General features: G+C 68.5%; 19 protein-coding genes. 13 read left to right on the forward strand and 6 right to left on the reverse strand.

The features are described from left to right. The first annotated feature begins 8 nt into the window (after nt 1-8). From prsK to ada, 5 genes are read left to right on the forward strand one after another with little or no spacing between them, the layout of a single operon-like run. Nucleotides 9-2,057 carry a PEP-CTERM system histidine kinase PrsK gene (gene prsK / locus JW805_05245; GenBank protein MBN2971422.1) on the forward strand — a complete coding sequence of 683 codons (2,049 nt, stop codon included), beginning with the start codon at nt 9-11 and terminating at the stop codon, nt 2,055-2,057. Continuing rightward, on the forward strand, nt 2,054-3,406 hold the full coding sequence (gene prsR, locus JW805_05250; protein MBN2971423.1) for a PEP-CTERM-box response regulator transcription factor: 1,353 nt from the start codon (nt 2,054-2,056) through the stop codon (nt 3,404-3,406). The genes prsK and prsR overlap by 4 nt, the downstream gene beginning before the upstream one ends. 40 nt (nt 3,407-3,446) lie before the next feature. Then, a complete protein-coding gene (locus tag JW805_05255; protein ID MBN2971424.1) occupies nt 3,447-5,330 on the forward strand; it encodes a tetratricopeptide repeat protein in 1,884 nt (627 codons plus the stop codon). Nucleotides 5,331-5,347: 17 nt separating this feature from the next. After that, nucleotides 5,348-6,148: a DUF815 domain-containing protein gene (locus JW805_05260; protein MBN2971425.1), complete on the forward strand. Its 801-nt coding sequence runs from the start codon at nt 5,348-5,350 to the stop codon at nt 6,146-6,148. A 54-nt stretch (nt 6,149-6,202) separates the two neighbouring features. Further along, the gene (ada, locus tag JW805_05265; protein ID MBN2971426.1) at nt 6,203-7,276 is read left to right on the forward strand and encodes a bifunctional DNA-binding transcriptional regulator/O6-methylguanine-DNA methyltransferase Ada; all 1,074 of its coding nucleotides are present in this window, start codon (nt 6,203-6,205) and stop codon (nt 7,274-7,276) included. 33 nt (nt 7,277-7,309) lie between these two features. Here ada and JW805_05270 read toward each other — a convergent pair whose 3' ends face one another. Then, complete coding sequence (locus tag JW805_05270; protein ID MBN2971427.1) at nt 7,310-8,086, reverse strand: transglutaminase family protein; 777 nt, start codon at nt 8,084-8,086, stop codon at nt 7,310-7,312. A 222-nt stretch (nt 8,087-8,308) separates the two neighbouring features. Then, nucleotides 8,309-9,805 carry a trypsin-like peptidase domain-containing protein gene (locus JW805_05275; protein MBN2971428.1) on the reverse strand — a complete coding sequence of 499 codons (1,497 nt, stop codon included), beginning with the start codon at nt 9,803-9,805 and terminating at the stop codon, nt 8,309-8,311. A gap of 122 nt (nt 9,806-9,927) precedes the next feature. Here JW805_05275 and JW805_05280 point away from each other — a divergent pair, with 122 nt between their 5' ends. After that, nucleotides 9,928-10,245, forward strand: a complete 318-nt coding sequence (locus tag JW805_05280) for a hypothetical protein (protein MBN2971429.1) — start codon at nt 9,928-9,930, stop codon at nt 10,243-10,245. Next, nucleotides 10,242-11,849: a hypothetical protein gene (locus JW805_05285; GenBank protein MBN2971430.1), complete on the forward strand. Its 1,608-nt coding sequence runs from the start codon at nt 10,242-10,244 to the stop codon at nt 11,847-11,849. Before JW805_05280 ends, JW805_05285 begins: the two co-directional genes overlap by 4 nt. A gap of 254 nt (nt 11,850-12,103) precedes the next feature. Here JW805_05285 and JW805_05290 read toward each other — a convergent pair whose 3' ends face one another. Then, nucleotides 12,104-14,272: a primosomal protein N' gene (locus JW805_05290; protein MBN2971431.1), complete on the reverse strand. Its 2,169-nt coding sequence runs from the start codon at nt 14,270-14,272 to the stop codon at nt 12,104-12,106. Between the two features lie 123 nt (nt 14,273-14,395). Here JW805_05290 and JW805_05295 point away from each other — a divergent pair, with 123 nt between their 5' ends. Beyond that, nucleotides 14,396-14,920 carry a GNAT family N-acetyltransferase gene (locus JW805_05295; protein ID MBN2971432.1) on the forward strand — a complete coding sequence of 175 codons (525 nt, stop codon included), beginning with the start codon at nt 14,396-14,398 and terminating at the stop codon, nt 14,918-14,920. 225 nt (nt 14,921-15,145) lie between these two features. Here the strand turns inward: JW805_05295 and JW805_05300 are convergent, their stop codons facing one another. Beyond that, the gene (locus JW805_05300; GenBank protein MBN2971433.1) at nt 15,146-15,775 is read right to left on the reverse strand and encodes a hypothetical protein; all 630 of its coding nucleotides are present in this window, start codon (nt 15,773-15,775) and stop codon (nt 15,146-15,148) included. A gap of 146 nt (nt 15,776-15,921) precedes the next feature. On the opposite strand from JW805_05300, the gene JW805_05305 reads away from it, so the two are divergent. The 5 genes from JW805_05305 to hslU all read left to right on the forward strand — a co-directional run bounded on the left by JW805_05305 (nt 15,922) and on the right by hslU (nt 19,559). After that, nucleotides 15,922-16,335: a hypothetical protein gene (locus JW805_05305; GenBank protein ID MBN2971434.1), complete on the forward strand. Its 414-nt coding sequence runs from the start codon at nt 15,922-15,924 to the stop codon at nt 16,333-16,335. A gap of 128 nt (nt 16,336-16,463) precedes the next feature. Continuing rightward, the gene (locus JW805_05310) at nt 16,464-17,012 is read left to right on the forward strand and encodes a hypothetical protein (protein MBN2971435.1); all 549 of its coding nucleotides are present in this window, start codon (nt 16,464-16,466) and stop codon (nt 17,010-17,012) included. Nucleotides 17,013-17,054: 42 nt separating this feature from the next. Continuing rightward, on the forward strand, nt 17,055-17,462 hold the full coding sequence (locus JW805_05315; protein MBN2971436.1) for a holin family protein: 408 nt from the start codon (nt 17,055-17,057) through the stop codon (nt 17,460-17,462). A 130-nt stretch (nt 17,463-17,592) separates the two neighbouring features. Further along, entirely contained in the window at nt 17,593-18,144 is a 552-nt protein-coding gene (gene hslV / locus JW805_05320) for an ATP-dependent protease subunit HslV (GenBank protein MBN2971437.1), read from the forward strand. Nucleotides 18,145-18,266: 122 nt separating this feature from the next. After that, nucleotides 18,267-19,559 (forward strand): ATP-dependent protease ATPase subunit HslU, encoded by a 1,293-nt coding sequence (hslU, locus tag JW805_05325; protein MBN2971438.1) that lies wholly within the window; start codon nt 18,267-18,269, stop codon nt 19,557-19,559. Between the two features lie 122 nt (nt 19,560-19,681). Here the strand turns inward: hslU and JW805_05330 are convergent, their stop codons facing one another. Both JW805_05330 and JW805_05335 read right to left on the reverse strand, forming a co-directional pair. Beyond that, nucleotides 19,682-20,068, reverse strand: a complete 387-nt coding sequence (locus JW805_05330; GenBank protein MBN2971439.1) for a hypothetical protein — start codon at nt 20,066-20,068, stop codon at nt 19,682-19,684. Further along, nucleotides 20,065-20,466 (reverse strand): hypothetical protein, encoded by a 402-nt coding sequence (locus JW805_05335; protein ID MBN2971440.1) that lies wholly within the window; start codon nt 20,464-20,466, stop codon nt 20,065-20,067. Before JW805_05335 ends, JW805_05330 begins: the two co-directional genes overlap by 4 nt. Between the last annotated feature and the right edge of the window lie 13 nt (nt 20,467-20,479).

The following is a 20,479-nucleotide window of genomic DNA, read 5'->3' on the forward strand; positions in this document are numbered from 1 at the left end:
GGGTCGCGATGGAACAGCTGATCCTCTGGAGCCACGCGCTGGCCGCGCTGCTGTTGGCGGCAGTCTCTCTGCGGGCGGTGCGAAGCGACGGGCCAGGCCTGCCCCGCCGCCCGCTGGCGGTCGTCCTGGCATTGGCTGCGGCGTGGGCGCTGGCCTACGCCGGTCTGGGCGGGCATGATCCGGCGCCCCGCCTGATGGGCGGTCTGTTCATGCTGGCGATGCTGGGCGTCATGGCGATGCTGCACCGCCGGGCCGCGGCTCAACCGCTGGGCCTGATCCCCGTCTACGGCGTCGTCGCGACCGTCATCCTGGTGTCCACCATCCTGCAGATGGTCGCGCTCAGCCTGCCACCGAATGTGCTGGTCCGGTCCGGCATCCTGCCGGTGGCGACCCTGCTGCGGATGCTGATTGCGGTATCGGCGCTGGTGCTCGTCAACAATCTGGCGATGGCGAGGTCGGATGGCCCGGTGCGCCTGCTATGCCTGTCCTTCGGCATTGCCTGGGGTGGCGAGCTGGCGACGAGCGCGGTGTTCTATCTTTCGGGCGGCGGATCGCTGTCGATCTATGCTATACGCGGCATCCTGCTGGCGCTGTCGGCCGCTGTCGCCGGCATCGCCCTGCGGACGGGCGCGCAGCGGCCCGTCGCGGTGTCGCGCACGGTCGCCTATCAGTCGCTGTCGCTGGTCGCGGTCGCTGCCTATTTCGCCGTGCTGGCGGCCGGCACGAGCGCGCTGTCGGTGACCGGCGACTATGCGCGAATCTTTCAGACGGCGTTCGTGCTGGGCGTGACCGTGGCAGCCGTCACGCTCATGTCGTCGTCCTGGTTGCGCGCCTGGGTGAAGGTCAAGATCGCCAAGCATCTGTTCACCCACCGCTACGACTATCGCACCGAATGGCTGCGCTTTACGGGCACGCTGGGTGCGTCGAAGGGCGACCAGCCGCTTGGCGAGCGCATCGTGAAGGCTGTCGCCGATCTGACGATGTCCGACCGCGGGCTGTTGCTCGTTCCCGAGGGCGACGGGCTGGGCGTCGGCGTGCGGTGGAATACCGATGTGGCGGGCGGCACTGCGGACGCCGGCTTCGTGCGATACCTGACCGGTAACGAGCGCATCCTGGCGTTCGACGAGCTGCGCAGCGATGCTGCCGACCCGGCGGAGCTGGCGTGCGTGCCGCAGTGGATGCTCGACGACGTCGATATCTGGGCGGCAGTGCCGATGCTTCATCGCGGACAGCTGACCGGGGTGGTCCTGCTTGGCCGCCCGAGTGTCGACCGCGCGCTCGACTGGGAGGATTTCGACCTGTTGCGGGTCGCCGGACGCGGTGTCGCGAGTTATCTGGCGGAGGCGCGAGCGCAGGAAGCGCTGGCCGATACCCAGCGGTTCGACGAATTCAACCGCCGCACCGCCTTCATCGTCCATGACATCAAGAATCTGGTCAGCGGGCTGAGCCTCGTCGCGCGCAATGCCGAACGCCATGCCGACAATCCGGCCTTCCGCGCCGACATGGTGGCGACGCTTCAGGATTCGGCGGCCAAGCTGAACATGCTGCTCGGCCGCCTGTCGATGGGGCCGCGCGGCCGTCCCGAACCACCGGTCGCGGTGCCGCTGCTCGACTTCGCCCAGCGCATCGTCGCCACCCGCCGCGCCGGGCACCCGGTCGTCGCGACCGGTGACCCTCTGGCGATCGCGCTGGCCGATCCCGCGCGGCTTGAACAGATCGTCGGCCATCTGCTGAGCAATGCGATTGAAGCGAGCCCGCCCGCCGAGCCGGTCAGCCTGATCGTGTCGTCCGCGGGTGGCCAAGCCGTCATCGCGGTGGTCGACCGCGGTTGCGGCATGTCGCCGGCCTTCATCCGCGACCGACTGTTCCGTCCATTCGCTTCGTCGAAGCCCGATGGCTTCGGCATCGGCGCGTTCGAGGCGCGGCAGCTTGCCGAAAGCATGGGCGGGGTGATTTCGGTCACCAGCCAGGAAGGCCAGGGGTCGACCTTTCGCATCCTCCTGCCAGTCGCCACGCCCGCCGCCGTCGACGTACCGCCTATCGAGATCGCCGCATGACCGACAAAGTGCTTCTGATCGTCGAGGACGATGCCGCGCTCCAGCGCCAGCTGCGCTGGGCCTATGACGGCTATCGTGTGCTTGTCGCGTCGACCCGGGACGAGGCGTTGACGCTGTTGCGGGCCGAAGAGCCGGCCGTGGTCACGCTCGACCTGGGCCTGCCGCCCGATCCCGATGGCACGACTGAGGGCTTTGCCACGCTGGCGGAGATGCTGGCCTTGAAGCCCGACCTGAAGGTTATCGTCGCGTCGGGCCACGGGGCGCAGGAAAGCGCGTTGCGCGCGATCGGGGAAGGGGCGTGGGATTTCTACGCCAAACCGATCGATATCGATGCGCTGGGCCTGATCGTCGCGCGGGCGTTCCACGTTCATGCGTTGGAGGCGGAGAACCGCCGGCTGGCGGCGGCGGCGGCGCGCGGGGGCACCACGGTGCTGGGCGGCATGATCACTGCCAGCCCGGAAATGCTGAAGGTCACCCGCACTATCGAACGCGTGGCCTCCGCCGACGTATCGGTGATGCTGCTCGGAGCCTCGGGCACCGGCAAGGAATTGCTTGCCCGCGGTCTCCACGAATCGAGCGAGCGAAAGGGGGCGTTCGTCGCGATCAACTGCGCGGCGATCCCCGAGACACTGCTGGAAAGCGAGCTGTTCGGCCATGAGAAAGGCGCGTTTACCGGTGCGGTGAAGACGACCGAGGGCAAGATCGAACAGGCCCACGGCGGGACGCTCTTCCTGGACGAAATCGGCGATGTGCCGCTGCCGCTCCAGGTCAAGCTGCTGCGCTTCCTGCAGGAACGCGTGATCGAGCGGATCGGCGGGCGCAAGGCGATCCCGGTCGACGTTCGCATCGTCTGCGCGACGCACCGCGACATCGATACGATGGTGGCCGCCCAGTCGTTCCGCGAAGACCTCTATTACCGGCTCGCCGAAATCGTGGTGCGTATCCCTTCGCTCGCGGAGCGGCCGGGCGATGCTGCGTTGCTCGCCAAGGCCTTCGTCAAACGCTATGCCGCGCAGATGAAGTCGGGTGCGACCGCGCTGGCCGCCGACGCGCTGGCGGCGATCGATGCGCACCCCTGGCCCGGCAATGTCCGCGAGCTCGAGAACCGCGTGAAGCGCGCGGTGATCATGGCGGAAGGGGCGAAGATTACCGCCGCCGATCTCGACCTCGGCGATCGCGACGACGCGCATGCGATCAATCTGCGACACGTCCGCGAACAGGCCGACCGCAAGGCGATCCGCCACGCACTGGCACGCAGCGACGGCAACATCTCCGGGACCGCGCGGCTGCTCGGGATCAGCCGGCCTACGCTGTACGACCTGATGCGCGCCTATGACCTCCAGCCGTAGGCGGCGGCGCTCTCGATCGGGGGCTGTCGCAGGGCGGCGCGTGCGGACGGTGCGAGTGGTTGCCGCGATCGTCCTGCTGCTCGGCGCCGGCATCGTCGCGTGGTCGATCCTGCGGCCGGAGCCGGTCGCGGGCGATGCCGCAGCGCTGGTCATCGAAAGCGATGCGGCGATGCGTGCGGGCCATGTGTCGCGCGCGCGCGCGCTCGCCAAGCAGGCGGTGGCGGCAGACCCCGCCCTGGCCGCAGCCCATCTCGCGGCGGCCCGCGGTGCGCTGGCGGAGGGTGACGGGCTGACTGCGGAGGCAGAAGTCGGTCGCGCGGTCGATGCCGGTGCCCCGCACGCGACGACCCGGGCGATGGCGGCGCATGCGAAGCTGCTCCAGAACGACGCCGCCGGCGCGCTCGCCCTCGCGCGGAGCGTTTCCGACCCAGACCGCGCCTACGGCCGCCGGATCGAGGCGCGTGCTCTGGCCGCCACCGGTGACGTCCTCGCCGCGCAGGCGCTGTGGACACGCGCCCTCACCGAAACTCCCGACGATCCGGTGCTGTTGACCGACATCGCGCGCTTCAATCTGGCGCACGGCGATATCGGCAACGCTGCCGCCGCGGCGGAACAGGCGGTGTCGCTCGACCCTGCAAGCATAGATGCACTGCTGATCCGCGCGCGGGTAGCACGCGCAAGGACCGGCCCGGCGGCCGGGCTGTCATGGCAACGGCGCGCGCTGGCGCGAGATCCGAACAGCTATGCCGCACTGATCGACCATGCGGCCACGCTGGGCGACCTGGGGCAGGGCAGGGCGATGCTGGCCGCCACCCGCCAGGCGCTGGCGATGCGTCCGGGCGATGCCCAGGCCTTCTACCTGCTTGCCACGCTGGCCGCTCGAACCGGCAAGCTCGCGCTTGCGCGTGACCTGTTCGACCGCGTGACCGGCGGGTTCGAGCGAACGCCGGGGGCACTGCTGCTCGGCGCTACGCTCGATATCGACGCCGGCGATTATGAACAGGCGGTGGCGACGCTGCGCAACCTCGTCGGGCTGCAACCCATGAACCTGCGCGCGCGCCAGTTGCTGGCGGTCGCGCTGCTGCGGCTCGACTCGGTGCCGGAGGCGCTGACGGTCCTTCGCCCGATCGCGCTGCGTAGCGATGCGGATAGCTACACGCTGACCCTCGCCGCGCGCGCTTTCGAACGGCAGGGCAACCGGGTGGAGGCCGCTGGCCTGCTCGATCGCGCCGCCGCGCTCGCACCCGGACCCGCGCGCCAGTTCGCAGCGGAGGACAGCGTCGCGGTCGCAGCATCCTTTGCGCGCACGGGCGATCTCGGGACGACCGTCCCGCTGATCCGCGCGCTGCTCGACGACGGCCAGGGCGCGGCGGCGATCGACGCCGCTGCACAGATCGCCCGCGCGCGGCCGACCGTGCCGGCGGCGTGGCTCGCCTATGGCGACACGCTTTTCCTCACCGGACGCCCGACCGATGCGCAGACCGCCTATCGCCGCGCGGCGACGCTCCGGTTCGACGGGCCGACATTGCTGCGGATCGTGCCGCTCATCGGCAATACCGATCTCGTCGCGCGCTATCGGGCCGCCAATCCGGTCGACCCGATCCTGTGGCGTCTCGCTGCCCTTCGGGCCGACGATGCCGCTGCCGCGCGCGCACCGCTCGAACGCCTGCGGGTCATGGCGCGTAACGGTGACGCCGCGGTGCTGACGGCGCTGGCGCTCGCCGAACAGGGCCAACCCGCCGTCTCGGCCGGTGCCGCCGCCTATCGCCTCGCCCCGTCGAGCGCGCCGGCGTGCGACGCCTATGGCTGGGCGCTGCTGCGGGCCGGCGATCGGGACGGCGCGCGACAGCTTCTGCACAAGGCCGCGTTGCTCGCGCCCGACAACCGCCAGGTCCGCTGGCACCTGTCGCAACTCGGCGGATAAGCGGCTAAGGGCGCGCGATGACCGACGCCCTCGACCGGATTGCCGCTGCCCTGGAACGCCTGGCCCCGCCGCCCCGGCCCGACGCCGACCTGTCCGCGCATCCCGCTTATCTATGGGACGGCTGCGCGCTCGTCGCTGCGCGCAGCTTCGCGCCACTGCCGCTCGATACGCTGACCGGGGTCGACCAGCAGAAGGCGGCGCTGGTCGACAATCTCCGGCGGCTTGCATCCGGTCATGCGGCGCATGACGTGCTGCTGTGGGGCGCGCGCGGCACCGGCAAGTCGGCGCTCGTCGCCGCGGCGGCATCGGCGGCGAGCGTCGCGTTGGTCGAGGTCGCGACGCACAGCCTAGACAGCCTGCCGCTGCTCTTCGCGCGTCTGGCGACGAGCACACGGCCGTTCGCGGTCTTCGTCGATGATCTCGGCTTCTCCTCGCCGGACGAAGCGCGCACGCTGCGGTCGTTGCTCGAGGGCGGGGCGGAGGCGCGGCCGGCGACCGTCCGGCTGCTGGTGACCTCGAACCGCCGCCACCTCGTCGCGCGCGACCTCGCCGAACAGGACAGTGCGATCAACCCGCGCGACGTGGTCGATGACGCGCTGGCGCTGGCCGACCGCTTCGGTCTCAGCCTTGGCTTCCACGCGATCGACCAGGACACTTATGTTGCGATCGTCGCCGGCTATGCGCACGCCTATGGCCTGGCGTTCGATCCGCAGGACGCGATCACCTGGGCGACCCGGCGCGGCAGCCGGTCGGGCCGCGTCGCGTGGCAATATGTCGTCGAGCTCGCCGGGCGCGAGGGGCGCACGTTGCCGCGCTGATTTGATCGCAAGCGGCGGGAGGCGCCAGCCGCCGCCCCGCGCTATACCGCCCGCATGACGATCGACGAGACGATAGCCTGGGCCGCGTTCGAGGCCCGTGACCGCCGGATGGACGGGCGGCTGATCGTCGCGGTCGTGACGACCGGCATCTACTGCAAGCCGTCCTGCCCTGCGCGGCGGCCTCTGCGCGAAAACGTCCGCTTCTTCGCCAATCCGGCCACCGCACGTGCCGCCGGGTTTCGCGCTTGCCGGCGCTGCACGCCGGATACCGTCGGGCGCGATGCCGAAGCCGTCGCCCGCGCGGTCGCGTTGATCGAGGCGGCGGAGGAGGCGATCGCGCTCGACGATCTCGCGACGCAGGTCGGCTATACGCCACATCACTTCCACCGCCTGTTCAGACGCGCGACCGGCGTGACGCCGGCCGGCTATGCCCGCGCGCTGAAGGCCCGCCGCGTTGCCGATGCGCTGGCGCGTGACGAGAGCGTCACTGCCGCCATCTACGATGCCGGCTATGCCGCGCCGAGCCGTTTCTATGCCACGGCCGCCGACCGGCTCGGAATGACGCCATCGGCTTGGAAAGGCGGTGGGGCAGGTGTGACCATCCGCTGGACGGTCGCCGCGACCAGCCTGGGTGCACTTCTGATCGCCGCGACCGACAAGGGGTTGTGCCGCGTCGCGTTCGACGAGGACTGGACGCATCTCGCGGCGCGCTTCCCCAAGGCCGAAATTGTGAAGGGCGGGGCGGCGCTCGAAACGCTCGCCACGCAAGTCGTGGTCGAGGTCGAGAGCCCCGGGCGCCACACAGACCTGCCGCTCGACGTCCAGGGTACTGCGTTCCAAGAGGCTGTGTGGCAAGCGCTGTGCGCAATCCCGAAGGGCGAGACGCGCAGCTATGCCCAAATCGCGGCGGCGGCCGGGTACCCCGGCGCGGTACGCGCCGTCGGGAGCGCGTGTGGAGCGAACAGCGTTGCGGTGCTGATCCCCTGCCACCGGGTCACGCGGTCGGGCGGCGACCTGGGCGGCTATGCTTATGGGCCAGAGCGCAAACGGGCATTGCTGGAACGGGAAAGCCAGGCGATTGGCGCCCCGGCGCAGGCGGAAGACAGCCTCAAGCGAGCGGGCCCATAACCCTCGGCTCCCGCCTGCGCGGGCGCACGGCGATTACCCGGCCGACACCTGCACCCGCTGTTCGCAGAACATCGCGTTGCCATAGCTGGTCAGGAACGACACGTCCGCCGCGTCGCGGCCGACGCCGATCTTGGCCATCTCGGCAGCCACCGCCATGCCGGTCGGGTCGACCAGATGCCAGGCGCCATCCAGGAACACTTCCGCCACCGCGTGGAAATCCTGCGGGTCGACGCCTAGCGCATAGACGCTGGCGATCCGCGCGGGGATGCCGGCAGCGCGGGCGAGAGTGATCAGGACGTGGGCGTAATCGCGACACACGCCCTGACGCTGTACGAAGCTTTCCAGTGCCGTCGTCGCCGAAGTGCTGGTGCCAGCCCTGTAAGTGAAGCTTTGTTCGATCCAGTCGCGCATCGCCGCGATCTTCGCCCCGCCACTCAATGCGTCGAATTCGGCCGTTACGAACTCCTCGAACAGGTCCGACGGGCAGTAGCGCGACGCCATCAGATACTGGACCGTTTCCCCCGGCAGCTTGTGGAACGGCACGGCGGGCAGCGTGGCGATGTCGGCCAGCATCCGTTCGACCCTCACGGTCGCGCGGTAATCGACCGCCATCCGCCCGCTGACGCGCAGCCAGATCCGCTCGCCGATCGCATCCTGCGCGGGCACGCGTGCGAAATGATCGCTGCGGGACACATCCAGATGCGCCTCGACGATGGTCTGTTCGGGGATCGTCGCCGCCTCGACCTGCAGGAGGACGTCGGTCGGCTCGGCGAAGTCATAGGTGAAAGCGGCGTGGATGCGGATGGTCATCGGGCGCGTAACGGGTGGATCGGGGCGGGGTTCATCGAGAAGGAAAAAGATATTCTGGTGTGCCCTGCGGGCTCAAGGCGCAAAGGCGCGACGATGTCCCGCGAAAGGTTATCGGTCGGAAGACGCCTCGACCGTTTGCGAGAAAAGCTGCTGCGCGGCCAGGCAGACATCCGTCCTCGCGCCTTGCGCCCGCAAGGCGCCCGAACATCCCGTCTTTTCACGCTACTCCGCCGGCTTGCACGAATAGACCAGTTTCTCGTTCGGCACCGCGGGCAGGGCCGCGCGGATCGCCGATTGCTGGCCGGACAGGTTCGCGCGCGCCGCCGCATCGGTGCTGCACGCCTTGATCGCCACCCCCTGCCGCAACCGCCGCGCCTCGGTCATGCGCGCATCGTCCAGGAAATAGCGGGTCTGGGTATAGGTCCGCGTGTCGGGGCGGTAATCGAGGATCGACACCGTCGCCTCGCCATCGGGGACCAGTACCCGCTGCCACCCGCCGCGTCCGTCCTCGGCATATTGCGTCCGGCCGTTCATGCACCCGTCGCCGCCCCAGGCAAGCGTCGTCGGCTCGGGCGTGGAGACCGTCACGCGACTGCGCTCGGGCACGAAGGTGCAGGTGAGCGGCCCGATCGCGTCGCTGGTCTTCACGTTGCTGCGCCCGCCCTCGGCCACGGCGCCAGCATCGAAACTCGGGCGCGCGGCGAACAGCGCGACCGCCCCCAGCATCAGCACGCTGCCACCCGCCGCGGCATAGCGCCACCGCCGGTCGTCACGCGACGCGAGCAGCCCCGCGCCGCCCAGCGCCAGCGCGCCGAACACGAGCGCGACCGCGGCAGCGGCCATGAAATTTTCCCGCGTGACCGCGTTTGCGGCGCGTGCCTGCATCAGCGCATCGGCGCGGGCCTCGCGTGCTTTTTCCGCGGCATCGCGCGCCTGGGCGTCGCTCGCGGAACGGGCATCCTCGTCCGCGGCGCGATCGGCCGCCAGCCGCTCCTCCATCGTCTGGCACGGAGTCGCGACGCTGGCGAAAGTCTGCTTGGCCGCGCGGAGGAAGGCGGCAACTTCGGCGTAGGAAATCGCGAAGGCGAAGCTCGAATCGCCCTCGTCCCCGCGGGTCAGCGCGGAGTTCACGCCCAGCACGCGACCGCAGCGGTCGAGCAGCGGCCCGCCCGAATTACCGCGCGCGATGTTGGCGGTGTGCAGCAGCATCTCCGTACCCATCAGGCTGCGCTTGCCCGAGAAGACGCCCTGGCTGCGTACCGGCGAGGTCGGGGTGATGAAGTCGGCCGACGAGCGGGCGGTCGCCAGGTCGACGTTGCCGGGATAGCCGAGGGCGTACAGCGCCTCGCCCTCGTTCGCCGGGCCGGAATAGAAAGCGAGCGGCGACAGGCGCACGCCCGACACCTCGATCAGCGCCAGGTCCCGTTCGGGATCGACCGAGATCAGCTTCCCCTGCACCGACTTGTCGCCCTGCGACGGGACCACGCCGATCACGACGTTGCCGGGATAGCGTGCCGCCAGTTCGACGACATGCGCATTGGTCAGGATCCGGGTGGGCGACACCGCCAGACCCGAACCGTGGCCGAATCCGACGACTTCGTGATCCGCCACCGCGATGGTGACGATCCGAACGACACCGCGACCGGCGGCGGAAATATCGTCGGCACGCGCCGGCTGGGTGACGAAGACCAGGGCCAGGAGGGCGAGGATCAGGCGCATCGCCGACGCCTAACCCAAGCTATGGCGGAGGGGAATGGGCGCGTTAGCGTACACGCGGATTCGCATTCTACGTAAAATTCGAAAGTCATCCTTAATGGGTGCTTCGCTATTTCCGACCGCGCATGATCCGCTTCCCCCTCCCGTGCGCGGCCTTGTGCCAACTTCTGGTTGTCACGGCTGTCCTGATCGTCGTCGCGCTGTCGCCGCCGAAGCGCGGAGCGATGCTGATGGTCCCGCTATCGGGCCAGATCGCGGGGGTGATCGACGTGGCGATGACCGGAAACGCGGGGCTGCTCGCTCAAGGGCCGCTGCCGGGATCGATGATCGTGATCGGCGACCGGTCGGCGCTTCGCGCGTCGGCGCTGAGTCACGGAATCCTGCTGCTGTCCGCGCCGCGCGCACTGTGCGGCGACGTGGTCGTGCGGGGCGGCGCGCTATGATGAACCTCATCACCTTTCCGACGGCGAAACCTGCGCTCGATCCGGTCGTCGACGGAACTAAGCTGTCGACGCTCGATCGTCTGCGGGTCAAGGGCGTGCAGGCCTGGGCGCTGATCGGCTGGGTCGCCTTGGTCGCGCTGCTGGTCGTCAACCTGTTCGTGCCCGATCCGACGCCCGTCGCCGCGCTGCTCGGCATCGGCGTTGCCATCAACGTGGTGCCCACGATGATGGCGCTGCGGCGCCGCCATGACGCGGAGGCGCGGCTGGTGATGGGCGCGCTGGCCGCGTTCCTGCCCGCGCTCGGCGTATTCCAGCTCCAGGGGCATCCCTGGCAGATGGACGCGCACATGTATTTCTTCGTCGCGATGGCGGCACTGGTCGTGCTCGGCGACTGGCGCCCGATTGCGCTCGCGACCGTATTGACCGCGCTCCATCATCTGGTGCTCGAATATGTCGCGCCCGAATGGGTCTTCTCGGGGACCGGCGATCTCGGGCGTGTCATCTTCCATGCCGTCGCCGTGCTGCTGCAATTCGGCGTCCTCGCGATGGTTACGATCCGGCTCGAACGGCTGATCACCGCGCAGGATGATGCGATCGCCCGCGCCAGGCGTCTGACCGCCAAGGCGCGCGACGAACGGCAGCGCGCCGAACAGGCGCTCGAAAAGGCCGAAGCCGCCGAACAGGGTGCCGCCCGCGCCCGCGCCGACCGGGCAGCGGCCGCGGCCCGCGTGGAGACCGAGCGGCGGGCGGAGTTGCTGGTGCTGGCGAACGAATTCGACCGGTCCGTGACATCGGTCGTGAAGGCGATCGGGATCGCGACCCAGCGGCTGGAAACGTCCGCCGAACAGCTGGGCGACAGTACGCGCGACACCGATGCCGCGGTCGGCAAGGTGACAGCAGGCGCGGCCCGGGCAGCGGGCGACATCGCCGTGGTAAACTGCGCGCTGCGCGACCTGTCCGAATCGATCCGGATCATCGCGCTCGCCGCGTCGGACCAGTCGGCCCTGACGACGGCGGCGACCGGCGAAGCGGACCATAGCGTACGCACGATCGCGAATCTGGAAGAGCAGGCCGGCCAGATCGAAAGCCTGCTCGACGCCATTCGCGAGATCGCGGGCAAGACCAATCTGCTGGCGCTCAACGCAACGATCGAGGCGGCGCGGGCGGGCGAAGCGGGGCGCGGCTTCACCGTCGTCGCGGGCGAAGTCAAATCGCTTGCCGGCGACACGAAGCGGATCAGCGATCTGATCAGCGAACTGCTTGCCGGCATCCGGAGCGGAGTCGCCGAATCGGCCGCGACGCTGCGCAGCGTGAACGGCGCCATCGGCAAGGTCGCCGACGCCGCGAGCGGAATTGCGACCGCCGTCGAGGATCACCGATCGACGGCGATCGACGTCCACGCCTCCGCCGATCGCGCGAGCCGGTCCGCCGCGGACATCGACCGCCAGATGGGCGCCGTCGCCGAAGCGACCGGCGTTGCCGCGGCGCTATGTTCGAGCCTGCGCGACAATGCCTCCGAACTCAGTGCGATTTCCCGCAAGCTTCGGACGTCGACCGACCAGTTCGTCTCGTTCCTGAGCGACGACCAGGCGATCGCCGCCTAGAGCGTGATGAGACGGCTTTGACCCGTCGTGACGGAACCGATTTTGGTTCGGGGATAGGAGCGGGGTGCAGCCCCCGTGACCGACCAGCGACGACACTGCGGAGCGACATCGGCCCGCCGTAGGGCGGTGGCCCCGAGCCGTCCGCCGGACGTCGTCGTAACGCTTGCACGGGCCATCGGCCCACGCTGCGCGTCGCTCCTCGCCGTCGGACGGCTCAGGGCAATCACGACGGGTCAAAACCATGTCATCACGCTCTAGAGGAAATTATAGGGGTCGACGTCCACCGCGACCCGCACCTTCGCTCCCCAGTCCAACGCGCCGAGCCAGTCGCGGATGATGTCCTGCACGTCCAGGCTGCGCGTGGCGTGCACCAGCAAGCGGAAGCGGTGCCGCCCGCGCAGCATGGCGAGGGGGGCGGGGGCGGGGCCGAAGACATGCATGCCCTCCACCTGCGGCGCGGTGCGGCCGATCGTCCGTGCGGTCGCCTCTGCCTCGCCCTTATCCTCGCTCGACACGACGATCGCGGCGAAGCGGCCGAAGGGCGGGGCTTCGGCATCGCGGCGGTTTTCGGTCTCTGCAGCGTAGAAGGATTCGGCGTCGCCGCTGACCAGCGCCTCGATCACCCGCGCGCCCGGCGCATGGGTCTGGATCAACACCGTGCCAGGCTTCGCCCCGCGCCCGGCCCGCCCGGCGACCTGCATGATCTGCTGAAAGGTCCGCTCCGCCGCGCGCAGGTCGCCGCCCTCCAGCCCCAGGTCGGCGTCGATCACCCCGACCAGCGTCAGGTTCGGGAAATGATAGCCTTTCGTCACCAGCTGGGTACCGACGACGATGTCGATATCGCCGGCCTCCATCCGCCCGACGAACTCCGCCGCCTTGGCCGGCGACCAGATCGTGTCGCTGGTCACGATGGCGACCTTCGCCTCGGGATAGAGTTCCTTCACCTCGTCGGCGATGCGCTCGACGCCCGGGCCGCAAGCGACCAGCGAATCCTCGTCCTTGCATTCGGGACATGCCTTGGGCGTCGGATAGGCGTGGCCACAGTGGTGGCACGACAGCCGGTGGATCAGCCGATGCTCGACCATCCATGCGGTGCAATTGGGGCATTGGAAGCGATGCCCGCACGTCCGGCACAGAGTCAGCGGGGCGTAGCCGCGTCGGTTCAGGAACAGCAGCGCCTGTTCGCCGCGCGCCAGCGTCGCGTCGATCGCGGTCACCAGCCGCGGCGCGATCCACCGCCCGCGCGGCGGAGGTTCGGCGAGCAGGTCGATCGGCTCGATCTTCGGCATCTGCGCCGCACCATAGCGGCCGGGCAGCTTGAGCTCGCGGTAGCGCCCGGCCTCGACCTGCGCGCGCGTCTCGATCGCGGGCGTCGCACTGGCGAGCACCACCGGACACCCCTCGAACCGCCCGCGCATCACCGCCACGTCGCGCGCATGATAATGGACGCCGTCTTCCTGCTTGAAGCTCGTCTCGTGCGCCTCGTCGACGATGATGACTCCCAGATTGGCATAGGGCAGGAACAGCGCCGACCGTGCGCCGACCGTGACCTTTGCCTGTCCGGTCGCGATCATCCGCCATGCGCGCCGCCGCTGTGACGACCGCAGGCCGGAGTGCCAGGCGACCGGCTCGACGCCGAACCGCGCATGGAAACGCTTCAGAAACGGCTCGGTCAGCGCGATCTCAGGCAGCAAAATCAGCGACTGTTGTCCGCGCCGGATCGCCTCGGCGACGGCTTCGAGATAGACTTCGGTCTTGCCCGATCCGGTGACGCCGTCGAGCAGGAACGGCTCGAATGCCTCTGCCGCGACGGCGCCTTGCAGAATGCCCGCAGCATAGGCCTGGTCGGTCGACAGTACCGGCGCGCCGTGGTCGGGATCGGGTTCGGGGAAGGGGGAGTCGAGATCGACCTCCACCCCCTCGATCGCGCCGGCCTTGATCAGGCCGCGGATCACGCCGTCGCTGACGTCGGCGATCGTCGCCAGTTCACGAACCAGCCCCTGGCGGTCGCCGATCCGCTCCAGCGCCTGGGCGCGCTGCGGGGTCAGGCGTTCGGGAACATGGCCGGTCGCGCGATATTCGACGATCAGCTTCGTGCCTTCGAGCGCGGAGGACGACGGCATCGTCATCCTGAGGACGGCGGCGAGCGGGCTCAGATAATAGTCCGCCGTCCATTCGACGAGGCGCCGCAGCGGGCCCGGCAGCGGCGGCACGTCGGCGACTCCCAGCAGGTTGCGGAGGCGATTGTCACCGACATGCTCGGACTTTAGCCGGTCGCTTTCCCATGCCACGCCCAGCAACTGCCGTGGCCCCAGCGGCGCGACGACGATCGAACCGGGTTCGACATGCATGCCCTGCGGCACACGATAGTCGAGCGGCCCGAGAGCCGAATTCATCACGATCACGCGGGCGCGGGAGGACATGGACCTCATATCGGGATTCGGGGCAACTCGGGGAAGAGGCAAACGCCACCACAAATCCTCCCCTTGCAGGGGACGGGTGGCGGGCTTCGACAAGTTCGGCACGGACGGTCTAGGATCGCCGCCATGATCACTGAAACCGACCGTCTGACCCTGCGCGAGATCGTCGCCACGGACGCGCCGTTCATTCACCAGCTGCTGACCGACCCCGATTTCCTCGCGATGATCGGCGACCGTGGGGTCAAGACGCTGGAGGACGCCGAGCGCGCGGTCGAGGAGAAGTTCCGCGCCAGCTACGCCCAGCACGGCTTCGGCATGTGGCTGGTCGAGGGCAAGGCGGAGGGCGCGAAGCTCGGCATGGCGGGGCTGGTCCGCCGCGACGGGCTCGATCACGTCGATGTCGGCTATGCCTTCCTGCCGGCGGCGCGCGGGGCGGGCTATGCGACGGAGGCGGTGCGCGCCGTGCTCGACTGGGCGGCGGTGCGTGGGATCGCGCCCGTCGTCGCGATCGTGAATGCCGAAAACGGCCCGTCGCGCGCGATTCTCAATCGCGTCGGCATGGTCCCCGATCGGACGCTGCGGCTGCCCGGCGCGACCCGCGACGTGATGCTGTATGTCCCGACGAACGCTGCGGGTACAACGCCGGCATGATCCTCGCGACTCTGCTGCTCGCCGGACAGCTATGGCATCGCGCTCGATCAGAAGGGGTGAATCGACCTGTACCGGGTCGGCGACCAGATCGCACTGACGGTCGCGAACCATGGCCACGGGCCCGACCGTTCGGGCATTCGAAAATCGTGCGGTTCGATCTGACGCCGGGCGATTATCGCGCCGTCGTCGTTGGACTCGCCGGCCAGAGCGCGAAGTTGATGCTCGTCAGGTAAACCCGCCATAGGCCGCCGCGATGCCTGCCATCGCGACGGTCAAGAAGGTGGCGGTTGCCAGTAGGGCCGCGTTCAGCCGTCGCCCCTTTACGAAGACCAGCACGACCAGCACCAGCAACTCGATGAAAGCGCCGGCGACCAGCAGCCAGACGACGTCTCCCATCGCCGCGCGTTGCGCCAATTGCGCCGCTGTCGGCGGCGGGCGATAGCGCGCGCTGACGATGTGCATGACCAGATTGATCGCGAACAGGCCGCCCAGGATGAACCGGTTGTTCTGGTCGTACCACAGGTCGAAATCGGGCCAGTCGGCCGGATCGTCGGGAAAGATCAGCGCAGAAAACAGATAGTAAGCGCCGACGACGACCAGCACGCCCAGCAACGTGATATAGCTGAAGGGCAACGTCTCGCGCACGCCGTACGCGAAGATCCAGAAGCTCAGCTGGTTGGTCGTGACGAGCACGCCCAGCAATGGCACCAGCCAGCCTACGCGCACGTCGCGCGCCTTGCCCGCGCGGGCGGCGGCGTGCAGCTTCATGACGTTGGCGAAGCCGCCCAGCACTTCGGCCACCGCGAGGCCCAGCACCAGCGAAAACAGCGCAAACACGAAATCGAAACCGGTCATGCCCGCACCCCACGCGATGGCCCGTCACAATTCTAAACATGCGCGCCAAGTGGCGGAAAGTCCGCGCATTGGTGCGCGGGCGCAACTTTAACCTCGGTCGATCATTCCATTGCCGGGCGCGGGGGAAACAGGAGGAGAGTATCCCGATGCGTACCTTGGTTCTCGGAATTGTCGCGGCCGGCGCCGCGCTGGGCGGCTGTTCGCAATATGGCAGCGACTATGGCCTCGACCCACGCTATCGCGGCTATGCCAGCTACGACTATGACCGGCCCGATCCGGCCTACAACGGCTATTATGCCGACCGATATTATGTCGATAACCGACGGTATCGCGAACGCCGACTGAACGCGAACGACCGCGTTTATGTGGGCAACGATGGCCGCTATTACTGCCGCCGCGGTGACGGTACGACGGGCTTGGTCGTTGGCGGCCTGGTCGGCGGTACGCTGGGCGCTGCGATCGCACCGGGTGGCAGCGGTCTGCTCGGCGCACTGATCGGCGGCGCTGCGGGTGCCGCGGGTGGCGAGGCGATCGATCGCCGCAACGTGCGCTGCCGCTAAGGGATTTGGGGTCGTCGCGTCGTTCAGACGCGGCGGCCCGTTCTCCGTATAACCATATCGGTTATTTGCTTCTGTCAAAGTTGGAATTTTACGGTTAGATGGTCCGCCCTCTGCAACAGGAGGGCAATATGGACATCGACCAGTTGATCGACGCGGTCATCGACCGTGAGGGCGGGTATAGCGACCACCCCGCCGACCGTGGCGGGCCGACCCGCTGGGGTATCACTCAGGCTACCGCGCGCACGCATAGCTATGATGGCGACATGCGCCACCTGCCGCGCACGACAGCGGTGACGATCTATCGCCGAATATACTGGCAGCGCCCAGGCTTCGACCGTGTCGCCGAACGCGCGCCGACGCTGGCGGCCGAGATGTTCGATACCGGCGTCAACATGGGGCCGGCAGTCGCGACCGGCTTTCTCCAGCGTGCGCTCAATGCGCTGAACCGCGGTGCGCGCGACTATCCCGACATCACCACCGACGGCCGCATCGGTCCCCGTACGCTCGGCGCGCTCGACGGCTTCCTGCGGGTTCGGGAGGGGGCGGGCGAGCCTGTCCTGCTGAAGGCGGTCGAGGCGCTGCAGGGCGAGCGCTATTTGCATCTGGCCGAGCGGCGGCCGGCGAACGAGGCGTTCCTTTACGGCTGGCTCGCGAACCGGATCGGTGAAACGCAATAGCGTTTTGGTGTGAACTTCATGAACTTCGACAGGAGCGGAAACATGGGCATTATCGACGGAATCATCGGCCCCATCGCAGGGCTGCTCGACAAGATCATCCCCGACCCCAAGGCGCGCGACGCCGCCAAGCTGGAACTGCTGCGCCTGCAGGGCACGCAGGACATGGAACGGGCCAAGGCGCAGATGGCGGCGATCGTCGCCGAGGCGCAATCTATCGACCCCTGGACCAGCCGTGCGCGGCCGAGCTTTCTCTACGTGATGTACGCGCTGTTGTTATGGGCGATCCCGATGGGGCTGATCTCGGCCGTGCGGCCGGAAATGGCGGAGGCGATCGCAAGGGGCATGAATGCGTATCTGAACGGGATTCCCGAGCCGCTCTATGCGCTCTTCGGGACGGGGTATCTCGGGTACACGGTGGCGAGAGAATGGGGGAAAGCGCGGGCGGCCTGAGCTAGCCAAAGCAAGCTCAGGGCTCGTCACGGCGGGCAGCGGGGTCGGCGCAGTCGGCCCCGTCTGACGGCGTGGCGTCGGGCGTCGTGACCCCTTGTCCCCACCCCGCGTCACCCCCAAATGCCGCCGCATGAGCAAGACACCGGTGTGGCACGGCACCACGATCCTATCCGTGCGCAAGGGGGGCAAAGTCGTCGTCATCGGCGACGGACAGGTCAGCCAGGGCCAGACGGTCATGAAGCCCAACGCCCGCAAGGTCCGCCCGCTGGGTGACGGCAAGGTCATCGCCGGGTTCGCGGGCGCGACGGCGGATGCCTTCACCCTGTTCGAACGGCTCGAGGCGAAGCTGGAACGGCACCAGGGCCAGTTGCTGCGCGCCGCGGTCGAGCTCGCCAAGGACTGGCGGACGGACAAATACCTCCGCAACCTGGAGGCGATGCTGATCGTCGCCGACAAGGACGTGACGCTGGTCGTGACAGGGAACGGCGACGTGCTGGAGCCCGAGGCAGGGATCGCCGCGATCGGCTCCGGCGGGAACTTCGCGCTGGCGGCGGCGCGCGCGCTGACGGATTATGAGCCGGATGCCGAGACACTGGCGAAGAAGGCAATGAAGATCGCCGCCGACCTGTGTGTCTACACTAACGATCGGACGACGATCGAGGTGCTGGACAGCGCGACTTAATCTGCAAGCCCCTCTCCTTCAGGGGGAGGGGGTGGGGTGGGACGGTGCCGCAGGCGTCCCACTCTGCGAGACATCCCCCACCCCAACCCCTTCCCCTGAAGGGGAGGGGCTTGAGAGTTGAAATGAACGACGCCCTGACCCCCAAGACCATCGTCCGCGCGCTCGACGAGCACATCATCGGCCAATCCGACGCCAAGCGCGCGGTCGCGGTCGCATTGCGCAATCGCTGGCGTCGCCAGCAGCTCAGCCCCGACCTGCGCGACGAAGTATCCCCCAAGAACATCCTGATGATCGGGCCGACCGGCTGCGGCAAGACCGAGATCAGCAGACGCCTGGCGAAGCTCGCCGACGCGCCTTTCGTGAAGGTCGAGGCGACCAAGTTCACCGAGGTCGGCTATGTCGGTCGCGATGTCGAACAGATCGCCCGCGACCTGGTCGAGGAAGCGATCCGGCTGGAGAAGGAGCGTCGCCGCCTGTCGGTGAAGGACAAGGCGGAGGCCGCGGCGATGACGCGCCTGCTCGACGCGCTGACCGGCAAGGACGCCAGTCAGGCGACGCGCGAGGCGTTCCGCCAGCGGCTGAACGAAGGGCATCTCGACAACACCGAGATCGAGATCGAGCTCGAGGCGGCACCGTCGACCCCGTTCGAGATCCCCGGCGGCGCGCCGCAGATGATCAACATCGGCGAACTGATGAAGGGTTTCGGGGGCCCGCAACTCAAGCGCCGCAAGCTGAACGTCCACGCCGCCTGGGCCAAGCTGGTCGAGGAAGAAGCCGACAAGCGCCTCGACCAGGACGACGTCAGCCGCGTCGCGCTGGCGGATGCGGAGGCGAACGGCATCGTCTTCCTCGATGAGATCGACAAGATCGCGGTGTCCGATGTCCGCGGTGGCTCGGTCAGCCGCGAGGGCGTTCAGCGCGACCTGCTGCCGCTGATCGAGGGAACGACCGTCGCAACCAAATACGGGCCGATGAAGACCGATCACATCCTCTTCATCGCGTCGGGCGCGTTCCACGTCGCCAAGCCGAGCGACCTGTTGCCCGAACTCCAGGGCCGTCTGCCGATCCGGGTCGAGCTGAAGGGCCTGACCGAGGAGGACTTCGTGTCCATCCTGAGCGACACCAAATCGTCGCTGCCCGAGCAGTACAAGGCGCTGATCGGCACCGAAGGTGTGACGATCGACTTCACCGCCGACGGCATCCGTGCGGTCGCCAAGATCGCCGCGGAAGTGAACGCCGAAGTCGAGAACATCGGCGCGCGGCGGTTGCAGACGGTGATGGAAAAGCTGCTGGAGGAAGTCAGCTTCGACGCCGAGGACCGCGGTGGATCGACGCTGACGATCGACGCCGCGTACGTCGAAAAACAGCTGTCGAGCATCGCGCGAAATACGGATCTCAGCCGCTACGTGTTGTAACTCTTCTCGTCGTCATCCCCGCGGAGGCGGGGATCAATTCGGGCTGAAGGCCGTGAGTTTCGCCGAATTCAGCGACCATTGATCCCCGCCTCCGCGGGGATGACGATTAGGAAGAGGGGGGCTCACTTCGCCCGCGTGTGCGGCACGAAGTCACCGAACCGGCAGTACGGCCCCGGAATACTTGCCCCCCGCGGCACCGTGCGGAAACGGTCGTTGCGGCAGAGGTTGCTGCCATAGACCTCGACGATCAGCAGCGGATCGCCGGCGAGCGAGGGGCAGCCATCCTCTGCGCGGGTCGTCCACAGCCGACCGCCCTGACGGTAGACGAGCGTCTCGCCGATGATCCGCGGTGCCTCCAGGTTCGACGCGTTGATGCACCGCTGTGGCGTGCCCGCCGTCCGGCCCTTCACTGCATCGGCGAGTTCGGCGGCGTCGCTCTGCCCGCCCGTCGCTCCCGGCGCGGCGCAGCCGGCCAGAACAAGCAGCGGGACAAGCAGCGCGGCCTTCATCGCCGAACGCGCGTGTAGGGGACAAAGTCGCCGAACGAGCACGCCCCCGACGGGAAGCCCGCGGTGCGATCGACCGTGCGGACCAGGTCGCCGCGACACAGCTGGCTGCCGAAGCTCTGCGTCACGATGATGTCGTCGCGCCGCAGCCCGAAGCAACCGCCGTTCGTATCCGTCCGATAGCGCCGGGCGCCGTCGTCATAGACCAACGTGTCACCATAGATCTTCACATTGGCGTTTCTCGGCTGGATGCAGCTTTGCGGCTGGCCGGGCGTCCAACCGGCGAGATCGCGGTTCAGCCGCGCGGCGTCTCGCGCGTCGCGGGCTGCCTCTCGGGCGGTCTCCTGCGGGGTGGCGGCGCAGCCGGCGGTCAGGGCCAGCAGCGTGAGGGGAAGGATCATGCGCATCGTCGGG

Source organism: Roseomonas aeriglobus (genome assembly GCA_016937575.1).
GTDB classification, from domain to species: Bacteria; Pseudomonadota; Alphaproteobacteria; order Sphingomonadales; family Sphingomonadaceae; genus Sphingomonas; species Sphingomonas aerigloba.

Coding starts and splice junctions, on each gene's coding strand:
- JW805_05305 (MBN2971434.1), top strand. CDS start 15,922: ATGCGTACCTTGGTTCTCGGAATTGTCGCGGCCGGCGCCGCGCTGGGC.
- JW805_05335 (MBN2971440.1), bottom strand. CDS start 20,466: ATGATCCTTCCCCTCACGCTGCTGGCCCTGACCGCCGGCTGCGCCGCC.
- JW805_05280 (MBN2971429.1), top strand. CDS start 9,928: ATGATCCGCTTCCCCCTCCCGTGCGCGGCCTTGTGCCAACTTCTGGTT.
- JW805_05275 (MBN2971428.1), bottom strand. CDS start 9,805: ATGCGCCTGATCCTCGCCCTCCTGGCCCTGGTCTTCGTCACCCAGCCG.
- JW805_05310 (MBN2971435.1), top strand. CDS start 16,464: ATGGACATCGACCAGTTGATCGACGCGGTCATCGACCGTGAGGGCGGG.
- JW805_05285 (MBN2971430.1), top strand. CDS start 10,242: ATGATGAACCTCATCACCTTTCCGACGGCGAAACCTGCGCTCGATCCG.
- hslU (MBN2971438.1), top strand. CDS start 18,267: ATGAACGACGCCCTGACCCCCAAGACCATCGTCCGCGCGCTCGACGAG.
- JW805_05330 (MBN2971439.1), bottom strand. CDS start 20,068: ATGAAGGCCGCGCTGCTTGTCCCGCTGCTTGTTCTGGCCGGCTGCGCC.
- hslV (MBN2971437.1), top strand. CDS start 17,593: ATGAGCAAGACACCGGTGTGGCACGGCACCACGATCCTATCCGTGCGC.
- JW805_05260 (MBN2971425.1), top strand. CDS start 5,348: ATGACCGACGCCCTCGACCGGATTGCCGCTGCCCTGGAACGCCTGGCC.
- JW805_05300 (MBN2971433.1), bottom strand. CDS start 15,775: ATGACCGGTTTCGATTTCGTGTTTGCGCTGTTTTCGCTGGTGCTGGGC.
- JW805_05290 (MBN2971431.1), bottom strand. CDS start 14,272: ATGTCCTCCCGCGCCCGCGTGATCGTGATGAATTCGGCTCTCGGGCCG.
- JW805_05295 (MBN2971432.1), top strand. CDS start 14,396: ATGATCACTGAAACCGACCGTCTGACCCTGCGCGAGATCGTCGCCACG.
- JW805_05315 (MBN2971436.1), top strand. CDS start 17,055: ATGGGCATTATCGACGGAATCATCGGCCCCATCGCAGGGCTGCTCGAC.
- ada (MBN2971426.1), top strand. CDS start 6,203: ATGACGATCGACGAGACGATAGCCTGGGCCGCGTTCGAGGCCCGTGAC.
- prsK (MBN2971422.1), top strand. CDS start 9: ATGGAACAGCTGATCCTCTGGAGCCACGCGCTGGCCGCGCTGCTGTTG.
- prsR (MBN2971423.1), top strand. CDS start 2,054: ATGACCGACAAAGTGCTTCTGATCGTCGAGGACGATGCCGCGCTCCAG.
- JW805_05270 (MBN2971427.1), bottom strand. CDS start 8,086: ATGACCATCCGCATCCACGCCGCTTTCACCTATGACTTCGCCGAGCCG.